The 19306-nt window shown below is 72.2% G+C and carries 18 protein-coding genes and 1 pseudogene; 12 read left to right on the top strand and 7 right to left on the bottom strand.

Features of this window, described 5'->3' with window-relative positions; all coding sequences use genetic code 11:
• Positions 1–50 precede the first annotated feature (50 nt).
• Positions 51–1088 (top strand): annotated as a pseudogene (locus ACWEN3_RS20275) (aminotransferase-like domain-containing protein); the annotation flags it as partial.
• A gap of 60 nt (positions 1089–1148) precedes the next feature.
• Here the strand turns inward: ACWEN3_RS20275 and ACWEN3_RS20270 are convergent.
• On the bottom strand, positions 1149–1712 hold the full coding sequence (locus ACWEN3_RS20270; RefSeq protein WP_452972663.1) for a GNAT family N-acetyltransferase: 564 nt from the start codon (positions 1710–1712) through the stop codon (positions 1149–1151).
• 20 nt (positions 1713–1732) lie between these two features.
• Positions 1733–2179, bottom strand: a complete 447-nt coding sequence (locus tag ACWEN3_RS20265) for an ATP-binding protein (RefSeq protein ID WP_452972660.1) — start codon at positions 2177–2179, stop codon at positions 1733–1735.
• A gap of 185 nt (positions 2180–2364) precedes the next feature.
• On the opposite strand from ACWEN3_RS20265, the gene ACWEN3_RS20260 reads away from it, so the two are divergent.
• The 9 genes from ACWEN3_RS20260 to ACWEN3_RS20220 all read left to right on the top strand — a co-directional run bounded on the left by ACWEN3_RS20260 (position 2365) and on the right by ACWEN3_RS20220 (position 12150).
• Positions 2365–3201 (top strand): hypothetical protein, encoded by an 837-nt coding sequence (locus ACWEN3_RS20260; RefSeq protein ID WP_452972657.1) that lies wholly within the window; start codon positions 2365–2367, stop codon positions 3199–3201.
• A 147-nt stretch (positions 3202–3348) separates the two neighbouring features.
• Entirely contained in the window at positions 3349–4098 is a 750-nt protein-coding gene (locus ACWEN3_RS20255) for a YcnI family copper-binding membrane protein (protein ID WP_452972654.1), read from the top strand.
• Between the two features lie 90 nt (positions 4099–4188).
• Complete coding sequence (locus ACWEN3_RS20250; protein ID WP_452972651.1) at positions 4189–4842, top strand: SCO family protein; 654 nt, start codon at positions 4189–4191, stop codon at positions 4840–4842.
• Positions 4839–5306 (top strand): copper chaperone PCu(A)C, encoded by a 468-nt coding sequence (locus ACWEN3_RS20245; protein ID WP_452972648.1) that lies wholly within the window; start codon positions 4839–4841, stop codon positions 5304–5306. The genes ACWEN3_RS20250 and ACWEN3_RS20245 overlap by 4 nt, the downstream gene beginning before the upstream one ends.
• Before the next feature lie 13 nt (positions 5307–5319).
• A complete protein-coding gene (locus tag ACWEN3_RS20240; RefSeq protein ID WP_452972645.1) occupies positions 5320–7209 on the top strand; it encodes a copper resistance CopC/CopD family protein in 1890 nt (629 codons plus the stop codon).
• A gap of 7 nt (positions 7210–7216) precedes the next feature.
• Positions 7217–8497, top strand: coding sequence for an iron uptake transporter deferrochelatase/peroxidase subunit (gene efeB / locus ACWEN3_RS20235; RefSeq protein ID WP_452972642.1), 1281 nt, complete (start codon positions 7217–7219; stop codon positions 8495–8497).
• 115 nt (positions 8498–8612) lie between these two features.
• Positions 8613–9545 (top strand): prephenate dehydratase, encoded by a 933-nt coding sequence (gene pheA, locus ACWEN3_RS20230; RefSeq protein ID WP_452972639.1) that lies wholly within the window; start codon positions 8613–8615, stop codon positions 9543–9545.
• 530 nt (positions 9546–10075) lie between these two features.
• Positions 10076–11353 (top strand): serine--tRNA ligase, encoded by a 1278-nt coding sequence (gene serS, locus ACWEN3_RS20225; RefSeq protein ID WP_452972636.1) that lies wholly within the window; start codon positions 10076–10078, stop codon positions 11351–11353.
• Positions 11350–12150, top strand: coding sequence for an HAD family hydrolase (locus ACWEN3_RS20220; protein WP_452972633.1), 801 nt, complete (start codon positions 11350–11352; stop codon positions 12148–12150). Before serS ends, ACWEN3_RS20220 begins: the two co-directional genes overlap by 4 nt.
• 424 nt (positions 12151–12574) lie before the next feature.
• Here the strand turns inward: ACWEN3_RS20220 and ACWEN3_RS20215 are convergent, their stop codons facing one another.
• The 5 genes from ACWEN3_RS20215 to ACWEN3_RS20195 all read right to left on the bottom strand — a co-directional run bounded on the left by ACWEN3_RS20215 (position 12575) and on the right by ACWEN3_RS20195 (position 16419).
• Complete coding sequence (locus ACWEN3_RS20215; RefSeq protein ID WP_452972630.1) at positions 12575–12823, bottom strand: SGM_3592 family protein; 249 nt, start codon at positions 12821–12823, stop codon at positions 12575–12577.
• Between the two features lie 94 nt (positions 12824–12917).
• Entirely contained in the window at positions 12918–13637 is a 720-nt protein-coding gene (locus tag ACWEN3_RS20210; RefSeq protein WP_452972627.1) for an ABC transporter permease subunit, read from the bottom strand.
• 10 nt (positions 13638–13647) lie between these two features.
• Positions 13648–14559, bottom strand: a complete 912-nt coding sequence (locus ACWEN3_RS20205) for an ABC transporter ATP-binding protein (RefSeq protein WP_452972624.1) — start codon at positions 14557–14559, stop codon at positions 13648–13650.
• Positions 14556–15464, bottom strand: coding sequence for an ABC transporter permease subunit (locus ACWEN3_RS20200; RefSeq protein ID WP_452972621.1), 909 nt, complete (start codon positions 15462–15464; stop codon positions 14556–14558). Before ACWEN3_RS20200 ends, ACWEN3_RS20205 begins: the two co-directional genes overlap by 4 nt.
• Positions 15454–16419 (bottom strand): ABC transporter ATP-binding protein, encoded by a 966-nt coding sequence (locus ACWEN3_RS20195; RefSeq protein ID WP_452972666.1) that lies wholly within the window; start codon positions 16417–16419, stop codon positions 15454–15456. Before ACWEN3_RS20195 ends, ACWEN3_RS20200 begins: the two co-directional genes overlap by 11 nt.
• Before the next feature lie 233 nt (positions 16420–16652).
• Here ACWEN3_RS20195 and ACWEN3_RS20190 point away from each other — a divergent pair, with 233 nt between their 5' ends.
• Together ACWEN3_RS20190 and ACWEN3_RS20185 are read left to right on the top strand one after the other, a co-directional pair.
• Complete coding sequence (locus ACWEN3_RS20190; protein ID WP_452972618.1) at positions 16653–17495, top strand: M24 family metallopeptidase; 843 nt, start codon at positions 16653–16655, stop codon at positions 17493–17495.
• Entirely contained in the window at positions 17492–19246 is a 1755-nt protein-coding gene (locus ACWEN3_RS20185) for an SDR family oxidoreductase (RefSeq protein ID WP_452972615.1), read from the top strand. The genes ACWEN3_RS20190 and ACWEN3_RS20185 overlap by 4 nt, the downstream gene beginning before the upstream one ends.
• The last annotated feature ends 60 nt before the right edge of the window (positions 19247–19306 follow it).

Here is a 19306-nt window from a genome sequence, read left to right as displayed (position 1 = left end):
CTTGACCACGCCGTACACACACGTCGCCGTGGCCTGCGGGTAGAGGGTCTGGCAGCCCGGACGTCGGCGCCTTCCCCGCGGCGGCCTGGCTGCGCGCCCTGCGCCGGGCGATAGCGACGGCGCCGTCACTGGCGTACGACTACGGCGACCCGCGCGGCCGGATCGAGCTGCGCACGGCGCTCTCCGGCTATCTGGGACGGGCCCGCGGGGTGCTCGCGCGCCCGGAGCGGATCGTCATCACCTCCGGGTACGTGCAGGGTCTGGCGCTCCTCACGCGCGTGCTGGACGGCGCGACCGTCGCCATGGAGGACCCCGGGCTGGCGTTCCACCGGGAGGTCGTGCGGCGCAACGGCGGCACCGTGCGGCCGGTGCCGGTCGACACGCGCGGGGTGCGGCCGGGCGAACTGGGCGAGGCGGCCGCGGTGGTGGTCACCCCCGCTCACCAGTACCCGACCGGCGTCACCCTGCACCCGGAGCGGCGGCGGGCGCTCGGCGACTGGGCACGCGCGCGTGGCGGCCTCATCGTCGAGGACGACTACGACGGCGAGTTCCGCTACGACCGCCAGCCCGTGGGTGCGCTGCAGGGCATGGCGCCCGGGCAGGTCGTCTATCTCGGCACCGCCTCCAAGACGCTCGGCCCCGCGCTGCGGCTCGGCTGGATGGTGCTGCCGCCGCACCTGGTCGACGCGGTCGCCGACGCCAAGCTGCACAGCGACCACCACACCGAGACCATCGGCCAGCTCGCGCTCGCCGAACTGATCGACAGCCACGCCTACGACCGGCATGTGCGCGCGTGCCGGCTCCGCTACCGGCGCCGCCGCGACCGGTTGCTGGACCGGCTCGGGACGCACCGGGGCGTCCGCGGGATCGCGGCGGGGCTGCACGCGCTGATCGAGGTGCCCGACGAGGCCGAGGCGCTCGCCCGCGCCGAGGCGGAGGGCCTCGCGCTCGGCGCCCTCGGCGACCACTGGCACGCCCCCGGCCGCGACCGGCCGCAGGGCCTGGTCGTCGGCTACGGCACGCCCCGCGAACGGGCGTACCCGCAGGCGCTGGAGGTGCTGGCGAAGGTGCTGGAAACGGGCCGCTGAGACGGCCTTCTCGTCGGGCCGGCGGCCGGCTGCGCCAGGGGGCCGGCCCGGCAGACGGCCTCAGAGGGCCGGGTCGTGGTCGTGCAGGATGCGCTGGAAGAGCCGGCAGTCGCGCCATTTCCCGTCGATGTGCAGGTAGTTCGGGGCCGTGCCGATCTGCTCGAACCCGCACTTCGCCAGCACCCGCTGCGAACCGGCGTTGCCCACCAGCGTGGACGCCTCGATCCGGTGCAGCCCCACCACGTCCCGCGCGATCCGGCAGACCCGCCGCACGGCGGCGCTGGCCAGCCCCCGGCCCTGCTGGTCGGCGGCGACCCAGTACCCGAGGTACGCGCTGCAGAAGGGGCCCCGGGAGATCCCGGTCAGGGTGACGGCCCCGACGATCCGGCCGTCCGCCTCCTGCAGCACGAAGGGCACCGCGGCCCCCTCGGCGAACAGCCGCAGCAGTCCCTCGACGCGCTCCGCCTGCCCTTCCGGGGTGAAGAAGAAGTCCGGCCTCACCGGCTCCCACGGTCTGAGGTGCGCGCGGTTCTCGGTGTAGGCCGCGGACAGCGCGCCCGCGTCCGCCCCGGCGACGAGCCGCAGCGTCACACCGGCCGCTATCTCCCCCTCGTCGATGCGCATGCCCTCATCATGCCCGGCGGTCATGCCGTGAGGAGTGAAGGATCCTTCTTCCACTTGAGAATCTTGTCGAAGCTGACCACCGTGCCGCCCCGGCCGGGCTTGGCGCCGATCTGGACGTGGTCGGCGAGTTCCCGGATCAGACAGAGCCCGCGGCCGTGCTCGGAGTCCGGGCGGGCGGGCCGGATCTCCTGGGTGCGGGAGAGACCGGGTCCGGAATCGGCCACTTCGATACGGCACTTCTCACCGTCGAGATAGGCGGTCACCCGGTACGCCTCCGAGAGGCCGCCGCCGGGGGCGCCGCCACCGTGCTCGACGGCGTTCGCGCAGGCCTCGCTCAGGGCGACGGACAGGTCGTAGGAGATCTCCGGGTCCACGCCGGCCGTCTCCATGGTGCCGATCAGCAGCCGCCGCGCGAGCGGCACACTCGCGGCCTCGCGCCGCAGATGGAGTGACCACCAGATGCTCATGCTCCAGCCTCCCGGCCGCGGCTCGACTACCGTTACGTATTGCCGCGCGTAGGTGGCCGTAAGCACTCCGTCGACGTGACTCCGCCCATACGGTCGATGCGCCCCGGGATGAATCGGTGTATGAGGGACGTACCCACGCCCCTGCCGCGGGGCGCCCGCAGGCGCGGTGCGATGATGAGCGCGCCATGTCTGCCCCCCACCCGCGCACGGCGCGTCCCGGAGCCGGGCTCCGGATCCTGCGGGCCGCGGTGTTCGCCGCGGTCTGCGTCGTGCTGGCCGCGGCCGGGCACACCCTGGCCTCCTGCGCGCGCGTGCCGCTGTGGACGCTCGGCGCGGGCTTCCTCGGCTCCCTGCTGCTCGTGGCACCGCTCACCGGGCGGGCCCGCTCGCTGCCGGGCATCGCCGGGCTCCTCGCGCTCGGCCAGACCGTGCTGCACACGCTGTTCGGGCTGGGCCAGCACGGGACCGCCGGTGCCATGACCATGGGTCCGGCCGGCCCGGCCGGCTCCTCGCTCAGCGACTCCGCGCTGGTCGAACAGGCGACACGGCTGCTGTGCGGGTCGAGCGCCGCCGCCCTCACCCCCGGGCACGCCTACCACGTGCTGCTCGCCGCGCACCTCGTCGACCGCTCCGGCCGGCCCCTGGCCGCCATGGGCCCGATGCCCCACGCGTACGACGCCGCCGGACCCTCCGCGGCGATGCTGCCCTCGCTGCCGATGCTGCTCGGCCACGTCCTCGCGGCCGTCGCCACCGGCTGGCTGCTGCGCCGCGGCGACCTGGCGCTGCTGCGGCTGCTCGAACTTTCGGCGCACGGGGTCACGGAGGGGGCGCTCGTCCGATCCCTGCGCGCGGCGCTCGCGCTGGCGCACGCCCTGTGCGCCGGGCTGCTGCCCGCCGTCGAGCCGGTTCCGCGCGGCCGTCGTACCGCCCGGGACGAGGCGCCCGCCCCGCACACCACCGCACTCCAGCACACGGTGATCAGGCGCGGCCCGCCCGCCGCCGCACTCCTCCTCGCCGCCTGACGCGACGCGACCGCTCCACCCCCGGTGGGCAGAGGCCGCCGTCGCGCGGCACACGCGTGTCGCAGCCGTGCCCCGACCGATCGGCACGGCCACGCGTACGCGTGCCTCTTCCCCACACCGGAACTCTCACAGTGGAGTGCTCCTGCCATGCAGGTTTCCCGTATCGCCTCTCGTCGTACGGTCCGCCGGCTCACCACGGCCGCCGCAGCCGCGGGCACGGCCGTCCTCGCCCTGTCCGCCCCGGCCTTCGCGCATGTCACCGTGCAGCCCGAGGGCACCGCAGCCAAGGGCGGCTACGCGGTCGTCGACTTCAAGGTCCCCAACGAGCGCGACAACGCCTCGACCACCAAGGTCGAGGTGACCCTCCCGGCCGACCACCCGCTGGCCTCCGTCATGCCCGAGCCGGTCCCCGGCTGGAACGTGCAGGTCACCAAGTCCAAGCTGGCCAAGCCGCTGACCGTGCACGGCGAGAAGATCGAAGAGGCCGTCACCAAGGTCACCTGGACCGCCGACGGCAAGGGCATACGGCCCGGCTACTTCCAGAAGTTCCCGCTCTCCGTCGGCGCCCTGCCCGACAACACCGGCCGGCTCGTGTTCAAGGCGCTCCAGACGTACTCCGACAAGGAGGTCGTGCGCTGGATCGAGGTGCCGCAGAACGGCGGGGACGAGCCGGCGAACCCGGCCCCCGTGCTGCGGCTGTCCGCCGCGGCCGACGACCACCACGGCACGGCGGCGACCGCCGAGGACGCCTCCGACGAGACCGGGAGGACGGCCGCCGCCGCGGACTCCGGCGGCGGCGGTGACACCACCGCGCGCGTGCTCGGTGTCGCCGGCATCGTCGTCGGCGCCGCGGGCGTCGCCTACGGCGTCCTCGCGGGCCGCCGCCGCACCGCCTGAGCCCACCGTTCCACATCGCGCACCGGGGCGTGCGAGGCTCTCGTACGACCCCGGTGCGCACCGGAGTTCTCACAACTGGGACATTTCTCTATGCGTAAGAAGACGTTCGCCACGGCCGCGCTGCTCGCCGCCGCCACCCTGACCCTCTCCGCGTGCGGCAGCGGGAGCGACGACAAGTCGCCGGTCTCCGCGGTCTCGGAGGCATCCGGCTCGGGCAAGGCCGCCACCGTCCTCGACCAGCCCTTCGCCAAGCCGGACCTGGTCCTCACCGACACGCACGGCAAGAAGTACGACCTCCGCGGGGAGACCAAGGGCCACCCGACCCTGATCTACTTCGGCTACACGCACTGCCCCGACATCTGCCCGACGACGATGAGCAACATCGCCGTGGCCAAGAAGGCGCTGCCCCAGGCCGAGCAGAACGACCTCAGGGTCGTGTTCGTCACCACCGACCCCGGCCGCGACACCCCGGCCGAGCTGGGCAAGTGGCTCAAGGGCATCGACCCGCAGTTCATCGGCCTGACCGGGGACTTCGCCACCATCCAGGCCGGCGCCCGCTCCCTCGGCGTCTCCGTGGAGCCGACGGCGAAGGACAAGAACGGCAAGCTCGTCTCCGTGCACGGCACCCAGGTCTTCGCGTTCTCGCCGAAGAACGACGGGGGCTACCTCTTCTACAAGGACGACGCCACGGTCGACGACTACACCAGGGACCTGCCCAAGATCGCCAAGGGGGAGACCCCGTGAGGCGCCGAGCCGTCCTGACCGCGGGCGCGCTCGCCGGCGCCCTCGCCCTCACGGGCTGCTCCGGGTCCGGTCCGGACTCCGGCCCCGGCAGGGCCGAACTGTCCGTCAGCGCCTCCTACATGCCCCAGCCGGTCTCCGCCGACATGGCCGCCGGCTTCCTGACGATCACCAACAAGGGCGGGGCACGCGACGAGCTGACCTCGGTCACCAGTGACGTCGCCGGCGAGATCACCATGCACAGCACCGTCGGCGGCGCCATGCAGGAGAAGTCCTCGTTCGACGTCCCGCCCCATGGCCGGCTCGTGTTCAGAAGCGGGGGCAACCATCTGATGTTCGAGAAGCTGAAGCGCAGGCCGGCGCAGGGCCAGACGATCACCCTGAAACTCGGATTCGCCAAGTCCGGGCCCCTCACCGTCGAGATGCCGGTGAGGTCCGCCACGTACAACCCGTCGACCGGACACTGACGGAGGGACCATCGTGACCCGGACCATCACCCCCCGCCTGCGGACGCTGGTGCTGCTGTTCCTCGCCGTCGCCGGCGCACTGCTGGCGGGCGCCGCACCGGCCTCCGCGCACGCCGCGCTGACCGGCAGCGACCCCGCGCAGGGGGTGGTGGTCAAACAGGCACCCAGCCAGGTCTCGCTCACCTTCTCCGAGAAGGTGGCGATGAACGACGACTCCCTGCGCGTCCTCGACCCCCGGGGCAAGCCCGTCCAGACCGGCAAGCCCGACAACGTGAGTGGGACCACGTACGCCGTGCAGCTCAGGAGCGGTCTGGGCAAGGGCACCTACACGGTCACCTACCAGGTCGTCTCGGACGACAGCCACCCCGTCTCCGGCGCCTACACCTTCTCCATCGGGGCGCCCTCCCAGACGGTCGTCTCCGGCGCGGGGCCCACCGCGGGCGGCGGAGCCGTGGGCTGGCTGTACGCCGTCGGGCGGTACGTGTCGTACGCCGGGTTCATCGTGCTCGCGGGCGGCGCGGCCTTCGTGCTCGCCTGCTGGCGGCCCGGCGCGGGCGTACGGGCCCTGCAGCGGCTGGTCGTGGGCGGCTGGCTGGCGCTCACCGCGGCCACCCTGTGGCTGCTGCTCCTGCGCGGCTCGTACACCACCTCGGGGAAGTTCGCCGACGTCTTCGACCTCAGCCTGCTCGGCCAGGTGCTGCAGACCAAGACGGGCGCCACCCTGGTCTCCCGGCTGCTGCTGCTCGCCGCCGCCGCGCTGTTCATCGCCGTCCTCTTCGGCGCCTACCACCGGCGCGAGGAGGGCGAGGAGAAGCGGGACCTCACCTTCGGGCTCGCGGTCGGCGGCGTGGTCGTCGCGGCCGGGCTCGCGACCAGCTGGGCGATGGCCGAGCACGCCTCGGTCGGGCTCCAGCCCGGCATCGCCATGCCCGTCGACGTGCTCCACCTGCTGGCCGTCGCCGGCTGGCTGGGCGGGCTCACCGCCCTGCTCGTCGCCCTGTACCGGGCGCCCGCGGACACCCCGGTCGGGGCCGCCGCCGTCCGCCGCTTCTCCCAAACGGCCTTCGGCTGCGTGATCGCGCTCGTCGCGACCGGCGTCTACCAGTCCTGGCGCCAGCTCGGCTCCTGGTCCGCGTTCACCGACACCCGGTACGGGCAGCTGCTGCTGGTCAAGATCGGACTCGTCGCGCTGATGGTCGGCATCGCCTCCGTGTCCCGGCGCTGGACCGGCCGCCTCGCGGACCCCGTCGCCGTCGCCGAGAAGGCAGGGGAGCCCGCCGAGGAGCACGTGCCCGCCTCGAAGACGGCCGGCGGCGGGAACTCCGAGCGGGACGCCCAGCTCGCCCGGCAGCAGGCCGCGATGGACACCGCGCGGCAGAAGCGGCAGCGGGACGCCGACCCGAACCGCTTCGGGCTGCGCCGCTCGGTCCTCGCCGAAGCCGGTGTCGCGGTCGTCCTGCTCGCGGTCACCACCGCGCTCACCCAGACCGAGCCCGGCCGCACCGAGCTGGACGCCAAGGCCGCCACCTCCTCCACCGGCTCCGCCACGGCCCCCTCGAACGGCGCGCTGACCCTGGACATGCCCTTCGACACCGGAGGCGCCAACGGCAAGGGCGTCGTGAGCATCGACCTCGACCCCGCGCGCGTGGGCACCAACGAGATGCACGTCTTCGTCCAGAAGCCCAATGGCCAGGCCTTCGACATCCCGGAGGTGAAGGTCGACTTCACCCTCGAGGCGAAGAAGATCGGCCCGCTTCCCGTGACCCCCGAGCACATCACGACCGGCCACTGGTCGGCGGACGCGCTGCAGATCCCGATGGCCGGCGACTGGAAGATCGCCGTCACCGTGCGCACCTCCGACATCGACCAGGTGACCGTCTCCAAGAACGCGCAGATCGGCTGAACGACCCATGCCCGAACAGTCCATTCCGCAGGCCCGCACCCCGCAGGCCCCCACGCCGGAGCCGCGTTCCGGGGCGGCCGGCCTCTCCCGCCGCACGCTGCTCGGCACCGCGGGCGCCACCGGGCTCGTGCTCGGCGCGGCCGGCGGGGCCGTGGGCTACGCCGCCGCGCCCGCCCCGGCCACCCCCCTGACCTCCGTGGGCTCCGACCGGGCGATGTTTCACGGGAAACATCAGCCCGGCATCACCGAGAACCTCCAGGCCTGCGGGCATCTCGTCGCCTTCGACCTGGCGGCGGGCGCGGGCCGCACGGAGGCGGCGGCCCTGCTGCGCCGCTGGTCGGCGACGGCCGAGCGGCTGATGGCCGGTGAGGCGGCCCCGCACGACGACACGGACGTGGCCCGGGACGCGGGCCCCTCCTCGCTGACGATCACCTTCGGCTTCGGCCACACCTTCTTCGCCAGGACCGGTCTGGGCAAGCAGCGGCCCAGCGCCCTGGACCCGCTGCCGGACTTCTCGTCCGACCATCTCGACAAGACGCGCAGCGACGGCGACCTGTGGGTGCAGATCGGCGCGAACGACGCCCTGGTCGCCTTCCACGCCCTGCGCGCCGTGCAGAAGGACGCGGGCGGCGCGGCCCGCGTCCGCTGGCAGATGAACGGCTTCAACCGCACCCCGGGCGCCACCGCCCGCCCCATGACGGCCCGCAACCTCATGGGCCAGATCGACGGCACCCGCAACCCGAAGCCGGCCGACGCCGACTTCGACCGGCGGATCTTCGTGCCCTCCTCGGGCGAACCCGCGTGGATGGCGGGCGGCTCCTACGCCGTCGTGCGCCGCATCCGCATGCTCCTGGACGACTGGGAGAAGCTGTCCCCGTCCGCCCAGGAGCAGGTCATCGGGCGCCGCAAGGACAACGGGGCGCCGCTGTCGGGGGGCGACGAGACGACCGGGATGGACCTGGAGAAGACCGACGGCAAGGGCGGGTACGCCGTCCCGATCAACGCGCACGCCCGGATCACCCGGCCCGACCAGAACGGCGGCGCGGCCATGCTGCGGCGCCCGTTCTCCTACCACGACGGCTTCGACGCGGACGGCACGCCGGACGCCGGTCTGCTCTTCGTCTGCTGGCAGGCCGACCCGCTGCGGGGCTTCGTCCCGGTGCAGCGCAAGCTGGACCGCGGCGACGCGCTGTCGCAGTTCATCCGGCACGAGGCGAGCGCGCTGTTCGCCGTGCCGGGCGGGGCGGCCGAGGGCGAGTACGTGGGGCAGCGGCTGCTGGAGGGCTGATCCGAGGTACGTTCGAAGCCTGGTCCCGGTCGGCCGGCATGGTTTAAACCACCCGGTCGAGTGGTCGTCGTGAGACACCCGGGCTACGGCGTCCTGGGGCCATTAGGGTGAGGACATGCCAGCGAGCTATGCGTATCTCGGCCCGGAGGGCACCTTCACCGAGGTGGCCCTGCGCACGCTTCCGGAGACGGCCACCCGTGAGCTGATCCCGTACGTGTCGGTGCAGTCCGCGCTGGACGCGGTGCGGGCCGGCGAGGCCGAGGCGGCCTTCGTGCCGATCGAGAACTCCGTCGAGGGCGGCATCACCACCACCCTGGACGGTCTGGTCGCGGGCGAGCCGCTGATGATCTACCGCGAGGTGCTGCTCTCCATCACCTTCGCGCTGCTGGTCCGGCCCGGCACGAAGCTCGCGGACGTCAAGACGGTCTCCGCCCATCCCGCGGCCCAGCCGCAGGTGCGCAACTGGCTGCGGGCCAACCTCCCGGACGCGACCTGGGAGTCGGCCGCCTCCAACGCGGACGCCGCCCGGCTGGTCCAGGAGGGCCGCTACGACGCCGCCTTCGCGGGCGAGTTCGCCGCCGCCCGGTACGGCCTCGAGGCCCTGGAGACCGAGATCCACGACGCGGAGAACGCGCAGACCCGGTTCGTCCTGGTCGGCCGCCCCGCCCGGCCCGCCGCGCCGACCGGCGCCGACAAGACCTCGGTGGTGCTCTGGCAGCGCGACGACCACCCCGGCGGTCTGCGTGACCTGCTCGGGGAGTTCGGCTCGCGCGGTATCAACCTGATGCTGCTGCAGTCCCGGCCGACCGGCGCCGGCATCGGCAACTACTGCTTCTGCATCGACGCCGCGGGCCATATCTCCGACCGGCGGATGGCGGAGGCGCTGACGGGGCTGAAGCGGATCTGTCTGCAGGTGCGGTATCTCGGCTCGTATCCGCGCGCCGACATCCAGCCGGACGCGGCCCGGCCCACGCGGCCGGGGACCTCGGACGAGGAGTTCATGGCTGCGGCGGACTGGGTGGCGCGCTGCCAGGACGGCCGCTTCTAGCCAGTCCTACCTGCATACCATCGTTATCCACAGAGGTTATCCACAGGCACTCTTCTCGACCTGGGGACAAGTCGACAGCGAAGTGCCACTCAGTCGACAAATCGCCCTACAGCCCCCAGGCGGGGTAACCGGCGCCCGCATCACCCTTCGTCCACCCGTTTCCTTTGGTTCATCTTTTGGGACGACCGTTTTCCACCCGAAAGTGGGCGTCGATCCACTTTGACCGTGGAATTCTTCCGTCCGTTCGACAGTTCCGGAGTGATCAATTCCGGCTTCCACAGGCCTTCCACACAGCCTGTGGATAACTCTTCCGGAGGTGTGGATCCCTGTGGACAACCGGGCCGCCAAGTCCCGTTCTCCACAAGGAAATCCGGTCAACCGGGCGCCCGGGGCATGCCCCGTCCCAGGGAGTGAGACACTTTCCCTTGACACGCTCGGCAATTAGCGCATAACGGAACGTAAGTCGCGAATCAGAACGCGCCGGAATAGCGATTCGTGAGCGGCAACCCGGCACCGGTAGCCTTGGCCCCGTGATTGACCTTCGCCTGCTCCGTGAGGACCCCGACCGTGTGCGCGCGTCCCAGCGCGCCCGTGGAGAGGATGTCGCGCTCGTCGACTCCCTCCTGTCTGCCGACGAGCGGCGCAGGTCCTCCGGCGTCCGCTTCGACGAGCTGCGCGCCGAGCAGAAGCAGCTCGGCAAGCTCATCCCCAAGGCCACCGGCGACGAGAAGGCCGAGCTGCTCAAGCGCGCCGAGCAGCTGAAGGCCGACGTCAAGGCCGCCGACGCCGAGCGCGACGCGGCCGACGCCGAGACCCATGAGCTGCTGCTCCAGCTCGGCAACCTCGTCCACCCCGGCGTCCCCGTCGGCGGCGAGGAGGACTTCGCCACGCTGGAGACGCACGGCACCATCCGCGACTTCGCCGCCGAGGGCTTCGCGCCCAAGGACCACCTGGAGCTGGGCCAGCTGCTCGGCGCCATCGACGTCGAGCGCGGCGCCAAGGTCTCCGGCTCCCGCTTCTACTTCCTCACCGGCGTCGGCGCCCTGCTGGAGCTGGCGCTGGTGAACGCGGCCATCGCCCAGGCCACCGCGGCCGGCTTCACGGCGATGCTCACCCCGGCGCTGGTCCGCCCGCAGTCCATGGCCGGCACCGGCTTCCTCGGCCAAGCGTCCCAGGACGTCTACCACCTCGACAAGGACGACCTGTACCTGGTCGGCACCTCCGAGGTACCGCTGGCGGCGTACCACATGGACGAGATCATCGACGCCGACCGGCTGCCGCTGCGGTACGCGGGCTTCTCGCCCTGCTTCCGCCGCGAGGCCGGCTCGCACGGCAAGGACACGCGGGGCATCTTCCGCGTGCACCAGTTCGACAAGGTCGAGATGTTCTCGTACGTCGCTCCCGAGGACTCCCAGGCCGAGCACCAGCGCCTGCTGGAGTGGGAGAAGCAGTGGCTGACCTCGCTGGAGCTGCCGTTCCGCGTGATCGACGTCGCCACCGGTGACCTCGGCGCCTCGGCCGCCCGCAAGTTCGACTGCGAGGCGTGGATCCCGACCCAGGGCAAGTACCGCGAGCTGACCTCGACCTCGGACTGCACCGAGTTCCAGTCCCGCCGGCTGTCGATCCGGGTCCGCGACGGCAAGCAGGTCAAGCCGCTCGCCACCCTCAACGGCACGCTGTGCGCCGTCCCGCGCACGATCGTGGCGATCCTGGAGAACCACCAGCAGGCCGACGGCTCCGTCCGGGTCCCCGAGGTGCTGCGCCCGTACCTGGGCGGCCGGGAGGTCCTGGAGCCGGTCGCCAGGTGACCGGATTCCCGTACCGGCTGATCGCCACCGACCTCGACGGGACGCTGCTGCGCTCCGACGAGTCGGTCTCGCAGCGCACCCGTGACACGCTCGCCGCGGCCACCGCGGCGGGCGCCGCGCACATCGTCGTCACCGGGCGCGCCGTCCCCTGGACCCGGCACATCCTCGACGACCTCGGCTACCGGGGTCTCGCCGTCTGCGGCCAGGGCGCGCAGGTCTACGACGCCGGGGCGCACCGCCTGCTGACCTCGGTCACCCTGGACCGGCAGCTGGCGGGCGTGGCCCTGGCCAAGATAGAGGCCGAGGTGGGCCCGCTGTACCTGGCGGCCAGCCGGGACGGGCTCGACGGCGAGGTGCTGGTGGGCCCCGGCTACGCGGTCACCGGCAGGCTTCCCGCCACCCCCTTCACGGAGGCGTCCGACCTCTGGACCGCCCCGCTGAACAAGATCTACATCCAGCATCCGACGATGGGCGACGACGAGCTGGCGGCCGCCGCCCGGCAGGCGGTCGGCGGTTTCGTCTCGGTCGCCATGGCGGGCCAGGGCATAGTGGAACTCCTCCCGCTCGGCCTGTCCAAGGCCACGGGACTGTCGCTGGCGGCCCGCCGTCTCGGTCTGAAGTCCGCCGACACGATCGCCTTCGGCGACATGCCCAACGACATCCCCATGTTCGCCTGGTCGGCCCGTGGGGTGGCGATGGCCAACGCCCACGCGGAACTGCGGGCGGTGGCCGACGAGGTGACGGCCTCCCACGAGGAGGACGGCATCGCGGTCGTGCTGGAGCGCCTGCTGCCGTAGCCGGCTCTGCCTGTGCGGCTAACGGGCGGCAGGTCGTAGGTGATGGCGCTGGGGCGGAGCGGGTGGGCGCCGGCGGCACCCCCTCGGGGGCACCGCTTCGGCGCCGGACTGCGTGGCCTCCCCGTCCGCCCCAGCGCGGCGCCCCTGCGGCGGGGCGGTGGCTGGGAAGGCGGCCCACGCGAGCGCAGCGCTCACGTGCTCGAAGCGGCCGCCCCGGGCTGTCCTGTCGGCTGCACGGTGGGGTAACTACACCGGAGCCCGCCTCGGACCGCCCTGCCGGGAGCTGGACGTACTGCCGTGCATGGACATCGCCCGCTCCTCTCCCAGCTCGTGGCGCCGGGATTTTCCCGGCGGATGGGGCACAACCACTCTGCCCGGCCGCCGAATCGGGCGCCACCGAATTACCCGGGAGTGGCGGGCCGCCCTACCGGCGGCGCCACCTGCGCCTGCGCGCCTTGCTGAAGAACCAGCCCGCGGGCGGCTCGTCGGAGCGCCACGGCTGCGGCTCGGGCGTCTCGGCCCGCCAGCGGGCGGCGAGCATCCGGGCCCGGGCGGACGGCTCGGAGGTGCCGGCGGCGCGTATGAAGTCCTCGTCCAGCACGACCTCGTCCCAGGCGGCGGCGTCCCCGTCGCACCGGCCACGGCCGTCGTCCTGCCGTATCTCCTCTGCCATCTCCGGCCTCCTAGCCGTATCCGCTTTGCCCAGTGTGCCGGGACGCGGGTGAAGTCCCTGTCAAGGCCGGGAGGCCGGACAGGGACCCACGGGACTACTCCTCGCCCGCCAGCTTCAGCGACCGCAGCTTCTGGCCGGCGTACCAGGTGGCCAGCACGGTGACCGCCACCAGCAGCACGGTGGCCGTCGGCAGGCCGACGTCGGAGGTCACCAGGTCTCCGCCGGCCACCTTGTGGGCGACGGCCAGCGACCACTGCTGGACGCTCAGGGTGCGCGCGCCGGGCACCAGGGAGCCGAACAACGCCTCCCAGACCAGCGCGTAGACGAGCCCGAAGACCACCGCATGCCGGGAGACGGTGCCCAGCAGCAGGAAGAGCGCCGAGTAGGCGATGGAGGCGACCAGCGCGGCGACCGTGTAGGCGACGGCGATCTGCTGGCCGTTGCCGTTCAGGATCAGGCCCGCGACCATCGTCGGCACCGCCGAGAACACCATGGTCACGGCGATGGCGACGATCAGTTTGGTGAAGATGATCGTCGGCCGCTTCAGCGGCTTGGCCAGCAGGTAGACGACGGAGCCGTCGTCGATCTCCGGACCGATCGCGCCCGTGCCCGCGATGACACCGATGATCGGCACCATCGTGGCGAGCGCGAACCCGCCGAGCACGTCCGCGGCCGTCTGGTCGTCGGCTCCGGTCAGGCCGCGCACGACCGCGGAGATCACGATCAGCAGCAGGGGCAGCGCGCCCAGGATGAGGGCCCGGCGACGGCCGAGCAGGGCCCGGTAGGTGAGCCGGGCGACGGTGGGGTCGTACATATTCGGCCTCCTACGCCGCGACCAGGTACGAGAAGACGGACTCCAGGGACTCGTCCGACGGCGAGACCGTGAGCAGTCGGATGCCGTGGTCCCGGGCGACCTTGGGCAGCAGGGCGGTGAAGCGGCCGAAGTCGACGGCCTGGATGCGCAGCGCGCCCTCGGTGTGGTCGACCTCGATGCCGGAGGTCGACGGGTCGGCGATCAGCGCGGCCGCAAGGGCGCGGTCGTCGCTGGAGCGCACCAGGTAGCGGTGCGGCCGGTCGGTCATCAGACGGCGGATCCGGCGGAAGTCGCCGCTGGCCGCGTGCCGTCCGGCGACGACGACCTCGATGTGCCGGGCGAGCTGTTCGACCTCTTCGAGGATGTGCGAGGAGAACAGCACGGTGCGGCCCTCGTCGCCCATCTTCCGCAGCAGGTCCATCAGATGCATGCGCTGGCGCGGGTCCATGCCGTTGAACGGCTCGTCGAGCAGCAGCAGGGACGGGTCGTGCACCAGGGCGCTCGCCATCTTCACGCGTTGGCGCATGCCCTTGGAGTAGGTGGAGATGTTCCGGTCCTGCGCGTACTCCATCTCGACCGTGGCGAGGGCCCGCTGGGCCGCCTTGGCGCCGAGTCCGTGCAACTCGGCGTTGGCGACGACGAATTCGCGTCCGGTGAGGAAGTCGTACATCGCCTCCCGCTCGGGGACGATGCCGATGTGCCGGTAGATCTCCTCGTTGCGCCACACCGGCTGTCCGTCGAGGGTGACCGAGCCGGTGGAGGGGGCGAGGAAGCCGCCCATCATGTTGATCAGCGTGGACTTCCCCGCTCCGTTGGGGCCGAGCAGGCCGGTGACGCCGGGGCCGATGGTCATGGTGATGTCGTTGACGGCGACCACGTTGCCGAACCAGCGGGAGACGTGGTCGATGTTGAGGGTCGTCACAGTCCCACCTTCTTGTAGCGGCGCACCAGCAGGCCGTAGCTCGCGGCGATCAGTCCGAGGACCACGAGGACGTAGACCACGCCCTGGCCGGTCGACGGGGCGATCCCTCCGGGGTTGCGCGGGGTCGCGCCGAGGAAGGCCGACTGGACGCCGTCGATCAGCGTGACCGGCGAGAACAGGCCGATCCACGGAACGGCGCCGGAGTTGTTGTGCACGTCGGCGATGGCCTGCAGGGTGGACACCGCGCCGTAGGAGATGACCAGCACCGCGATCACCGCGGCGATGCCGAAGCCGCGGCGCGGGGTGACGGCGGCGATGACCAGGCCGATGCCGGCGAACAGCAGCGAGAGCAGGGCCACGGAGACCAGCCCCTCGGCGAACTCCTTCGTCTGGTGCGCGAAGCCCAGCTTGGACAGCAGCGCGCCCACGTACATGACGAGCAGGGGAGCGGCGGTGAGGATGAAGACCGCCGAGGCGAGCGACGCGAACTTGGCCCGTACGTAGTCGGCGGTCTCGATGGGCCGCGAGAAGTACAGCGGCACGGTCTTGAAGCGCAGGTCGCGGGAGACGGACTGGGGTGCCTGCGCGGCGACGTACAGGCTGATCACGGCCTGCATCATGATCGCGTAGCGGGTGTAGGCCACCGGCAGTTCGTGCGCCTTGGTGGCGACCGCGACGGCCACCATGATGGCGGCCGGCACGCACATCACCGCGAACAGCAGCATCGGCAGCACCTTGGACTTCACCGAGCGACCGAGGCCGTAGGAGCCGCGCAGGGACTGCGAGTACAGGGAGCGGCGGGCGTAGGAGCGGCCGAGGCGCGGGCCGTCGTAGCCGCGGTAGCCGATGTCGTGGATGCGGGTCTGGTCGCCCGAGGGCGAGGTCAGGGGCTGCTCAACCGCCATGGCCGACGGCCTCCTTCCGCTGCTCGTCGCTGCTGGTGAACACCTCGGAGATGTGGTGCCTGCGCTGCTCCATGCGCACCAGGCCGAGACCGAGGTCGGCGACCACGTCCCGTACGAGGTCGTACGTCTCCTCGCCCTCGGCGGTCAGCAGCAGGATGTGGCCCGCGCCGGGCAGGCCCGCGCCCTCGGCCTGCGTCTCCATCCCGCGCGCCTGCAGTGCCTCGCGCAGGGCGCCGGTGCCGTCGGGGTGCTCGTCGCTGTCGGTGACCTCGATCGCGAGGGTGGTCGTGGTCTGTGTGAAGTCGGTGGTGGAGCTGGACCGCAGGAGCTTGCCGCCGTCGATGACGACCACGTGGTCGCAGGTGCGCTCCAGCTCTCCCAGCAGGTGGGAGGTGACCAGGACGGAGATGCCGAAGTCGGTGTGGACGCGGCGGATCAGGCCGAGCATCTCGTCGCGGCCGACCGGGTCGAGGCCGTTGGTCGGCTCGTCCAGGAAGACCAGCTTCGGGTCGTGCACCAGGGCCTGGGCGAGCTTCACGCGCTGCTTCATGCCGGTGGAGTAGCCGCCGATGGGGCGGTATCGCTCCTCGTACAGCCCGACGTGGCGCAGGGTGTCCGCGGTGCGCTCGCGGGCGGCGGCGGGCGGCAGTCCGGACATGCGGGCCATGTGGACGACGAACTCGGTGGCCGAGACGTCCGGTGGCAGGCAGTCGTGCTCCGGCATGTATCCCACGCGCTCGCGGATGGCGGCGCCCTCGGTGGCGACGTCCAGGCCGAGCACCTTGGCTCGGCCCTCCGTGGCGGGGGACAGCCCCAGCAGGAGCTTGATCAGGGTGGACTTGCCGGCGCCGTTGGCTCCGACGAGTCCGGTCACACCGGGTCCGATGTCCACGGACAGCCGGTCGAGCGCGGTCACCCGTGGGAACCGCTTGCTCAGGCTTTCGGTCGCGATCACAGTCACGTCCACGACGGTAGTGATGCGGGCCACGCGAGTCGTCAGACCTCAGAGCCGTCTTCACGTCAGCCCCAGGTATTACGGGGCCCTAAGGGATGCCCTGCCTGAGAGTTACCGGGAGTTGTCCACAGCCCGCGACCCGCCTATTGACGCCGCCTCTAACAACTGTCACATTCACCAGTGTCAAGTTACGGACGCGTACCGCAGCCGACACGACGACGGGACGGGGCGGCATGACGACGGCAGTGAGCGGCGAACTCTCCGTGGAGCTCACGGGGTTCAGACGGGTGCAGCGCCTCGCCTACGAGTGCGCGGAGGCGGTCGCGGCGCGGCTGGAGCCGGGCGTGACCGAGCGCGAGACGGCGCGGATGCAGCGGGAGTGGCTGCGCGAGCGCGGGGTTCGGGACTGGTTCCACCTCCCCTTCGCCTGGTTCGGGGACCGCACGGCGTTCGTGGACTTCCGCGTCCCGCTGCAGTTCTTCCCCACCGACCGCGTCCTGGAGCCCGGGATGCCGTTCATCCTGGACATGGCCCCGGTCCACGAGGGATACACGGCGGACATCGGCTACTCGGGCTCGCTGGGCGTGAACCCGGTGCAGGACCGGCTGATGGCGGACCTGGAGGCGCACCGGGAGCTGATCCTGCGCGAGGTGCGCGAGCGGCGCCCGCTGCGCGAGATCTACGAGGACGTGGACCGGCTCATGGTCCGCCAGGGCTACGCCAACCGGCACCGGGCGTACCCGTTCGGCGTGATCGCGCACAAGGTGGACCGCGTGCGGCAGCGCCGCTGGTCCCCGCGTCTCTTCGGGTTCGGCACGCAGTCCCTGAAGGGCCTGGCCGCCGACGCGCTGCACGGCCACCGCGAGGGCTGGTCGCCCCTGTGGTCGCCGTACCGCTTCTCGGACCACCCGCCGCAGCCGGGTCTGTGGGCGGTCGAACCGCACCTCGGCTTCCGGGGGACGGGCGCGAAGTTCGAGGAGATCCTCGTGGTCACCGACTCCCGGGACCCCGGGGAGAGCGCGTTCTGGCTGGACGACGAGCTGCCGCACGTGCGGCGCTGGGCGGAGGAGAAGTGACACTGAAGGGTGCGCGCGAGCGCTGGGTGCGGACCGGCGGGGTCGAGCTGTGCGTGGCCGAGCTGGGCGACCCGGAACAGCCGACGGTGGTGCTGGTGCACGGCTATCCGGACAGCAAGGAGGTCTGGTCGGAGGTCGCCGCCCGGCTGGCGGACCGCTTCCACGTGGTCCTGTACGACGTGCGGGGCCACGGCCGCTCCACGGCGCCGAAGCCGCTGCGCGGCGGCTTCACGCTGGCCAAGCTCACCGACGACTTCCTCGCCGTCGTGGACGAGGTCAGCCCGGACCGCCCGGTGCACCTCGTCGGGCACGACTGGGGTTCGGTGCAGTCGTGGGAGTTCGCCACGGTCGGCCGCACCGAGGGCCGTATCGCGTCCTTCACCTCCATGTCCGGTCCGTCCCTGGACCACTTCGGGCACTGGATCAACGCGCGCGTGAAGCGTCCGACGCCTCGCCGCGTGGGCCAGCTCCTCGGCCAGGGCGCCAAGTCCTGGTACGTCTACCTGCTGCACACCCCCGCGCTGCCGGAGCTGGCCTGGCGCGGCCCGCTCGGCAAGCGCTGGCCGAAGATCCTGGAGCGGGTCGAGAAGGTGCCCGGCGGCGACTACCCGACCGCCTCCCTGCCCTCCGACGCGGCGCACGGCGCCTGGCTGTACCGGGACAACGTCCGCGCCCGGCTGCGCAGGCCGCGTCCGGACGCGTACGCACACGCGCCCGTGCAGCTCATCACGCCCCAGGGCGACGCGTTCCTCTCCGAGCGCCTATACGACGACCTGGACCGGTGGGTGCCCCGGCTGACCCGCCGCACCCTGCCCGCCAAGCACTGGATACCGCGCACCCGCCCGGACCAACTGTCCGCCTGGATCGAGGAATTCGTCATGTCCGTGGAAGGGGGCCGTCCCGAGCCGAAGGCCACCGGCCGCCATGCCGAGCGTTTCGGCGGGCAGTTGGTGCTGGTCACCGGCGCCGGCAGCGGGATCGGCCGGGCGACGGCGTTCGCGTTCGCGGAGGCCGGGGCGCGCGTGGTCGCCGTCGACCGCGACACCGAGGCCGCCGCCCGCACCGCCGAACTGTCCCGGCTGATCGGCGCCCCCGGCGCCTGGGCCGAGACGGCCGACGTCGCCGACGAGCAGGCCATGGAGAAGCTCGCCGAGAAGGTCCACCGCGAGTACGGCGTGCCGGACGTGCTGGTCAACAACGCGGGCATCGGCCTGTCGGGCTCCTTCTTCGCCACGACGACCGACGACTGGCGCAAGGTCCTGGACGTGAACCTCTGGGGCGTGATCCACGGCTGCCGGCTCTTCGGCGCGCGCATGGCCGAGCGCGGACAGGGCGGCCACATCGTCAACGTCGCGTCGGCGGCGGCGTACCAGCCCTCCCGGGCCCTGCCCGCCTACAGCACCTCCAAGGCGGCCGTCCTGATGCTCTCCGAGTGCCTGCGCGCCGAACTGGCCCCGCGGTCCATCGGGGTCACGGCGATCTGCCCCGGCATCGTCAACACCAACATCACCTCGACGGCCCGTTTCGCCGGCGTCGACGAGGCCGAGGAGCGGCGGCGCCAGAAGAAGTCGGCCCGCCTGTACGGGCTGCGCAACTACCCGCCGGAGAAGGTGGCCGAGGCGATCCTGGACGCCGTGATCCGCAACAAGGCGGTCGTACCGGTGACCCCCGAGGCCCGTGGCGCCCATCTGATGTCCCGCTTCCTGCCGGGAGCCCTGCGCCACCTCGCCCGCGTGGAGCCCCGTCTGTGAACGGCGCGGCCGGGTAGCCCAGGCGGACGGGGCGAGGCGCCCGTGGCCGCGGACACCGGG

It is taken from the genome of Streptomyces sp. NPDC004561 (assembly GCF_053602155.1).
Note: the sequence above shows the minus strand (reverse complement) of the source record. Positions and strands in the feature narration are given on the sequence as shown.

Coding starts and splice junctions, on each gene's coding strand:
- ACWEN3_RS20270 (WP_452972663.1), bottom strand. CDS start 1,712: ATGCGCATCGACGAGGGGGAGATAGCGGCCGGTGTGACGCTGCGGCTC.
- ACWEN3_RS20265 (WP_452972660.1), bottom strand. CDS start 2,179: ATGAGCATCTGGTGGTCACTCCATCTGCGGCGCGAGGCCGCGAGTGTG.
- ACWEN3_RS20260 (WP_452972657.1), top strand. CDS start 2,365: ATGTCTGCCCCCCACCCGCGCACGGCGCGTCCCGGAGCCGGGCTCCGG.
- ACWEN3_RS20255 (WP_452972654.1), top strand. CDS start 3,349: ATGCAGGTTTCCCGTATCGCCTCTCGTCGTACGGTCCGCCGGCTCACC.
- ACWEN3_RS20250 (WP_452972651.1), top strand. CDS start 4,189: ATGCGTAAGAAGACGTTCGCCACGGCCGCGCTGCTCGCCGCCGCCACC.
- efeB (WP_452972642.1), top strand. CDS start 7,217: ATGCCCGAACAGTCCATTCCGCAGGCCCGCACCCCGCAGGCCCCCACG.
- pheA (WP_452972639.1), top strand. CDS start 8,613: ATGCCAGCGAGCTATGCGTATCTCGGCCCGGAGGGCACCTTCACCGAG.
- ACWEN3_RS20215 (WP_452972630.1), bottom strand. CDS start 12,823: ATGGCAGAGGAGATACGGCAGGACGACGGCCGTGGCCGGTGCGACGGG.
- ACWEN3_RS20210 (WP_452972627.1), bottom strand. CDS start 13,637: ATGTACGACCCCACCGTCGCCCGGCTCACCTACCGGGCCCTGCTCGGC.
- ACWEN3_RS20200 (WP_452972621.1), bottom strand. CDS start 15,464: ATGGCGGTTGAGCAGCCCCTGACCTCGCCCTCGGGCGACCAGACCCGC.
- ACWEN3_RS20190 (WP_452972618.1), top strand. CDS start 16,653: ATGACGACGGCAGTGAGCGGCGAACTCTCCGTGGAGCTCACGGGGTTC.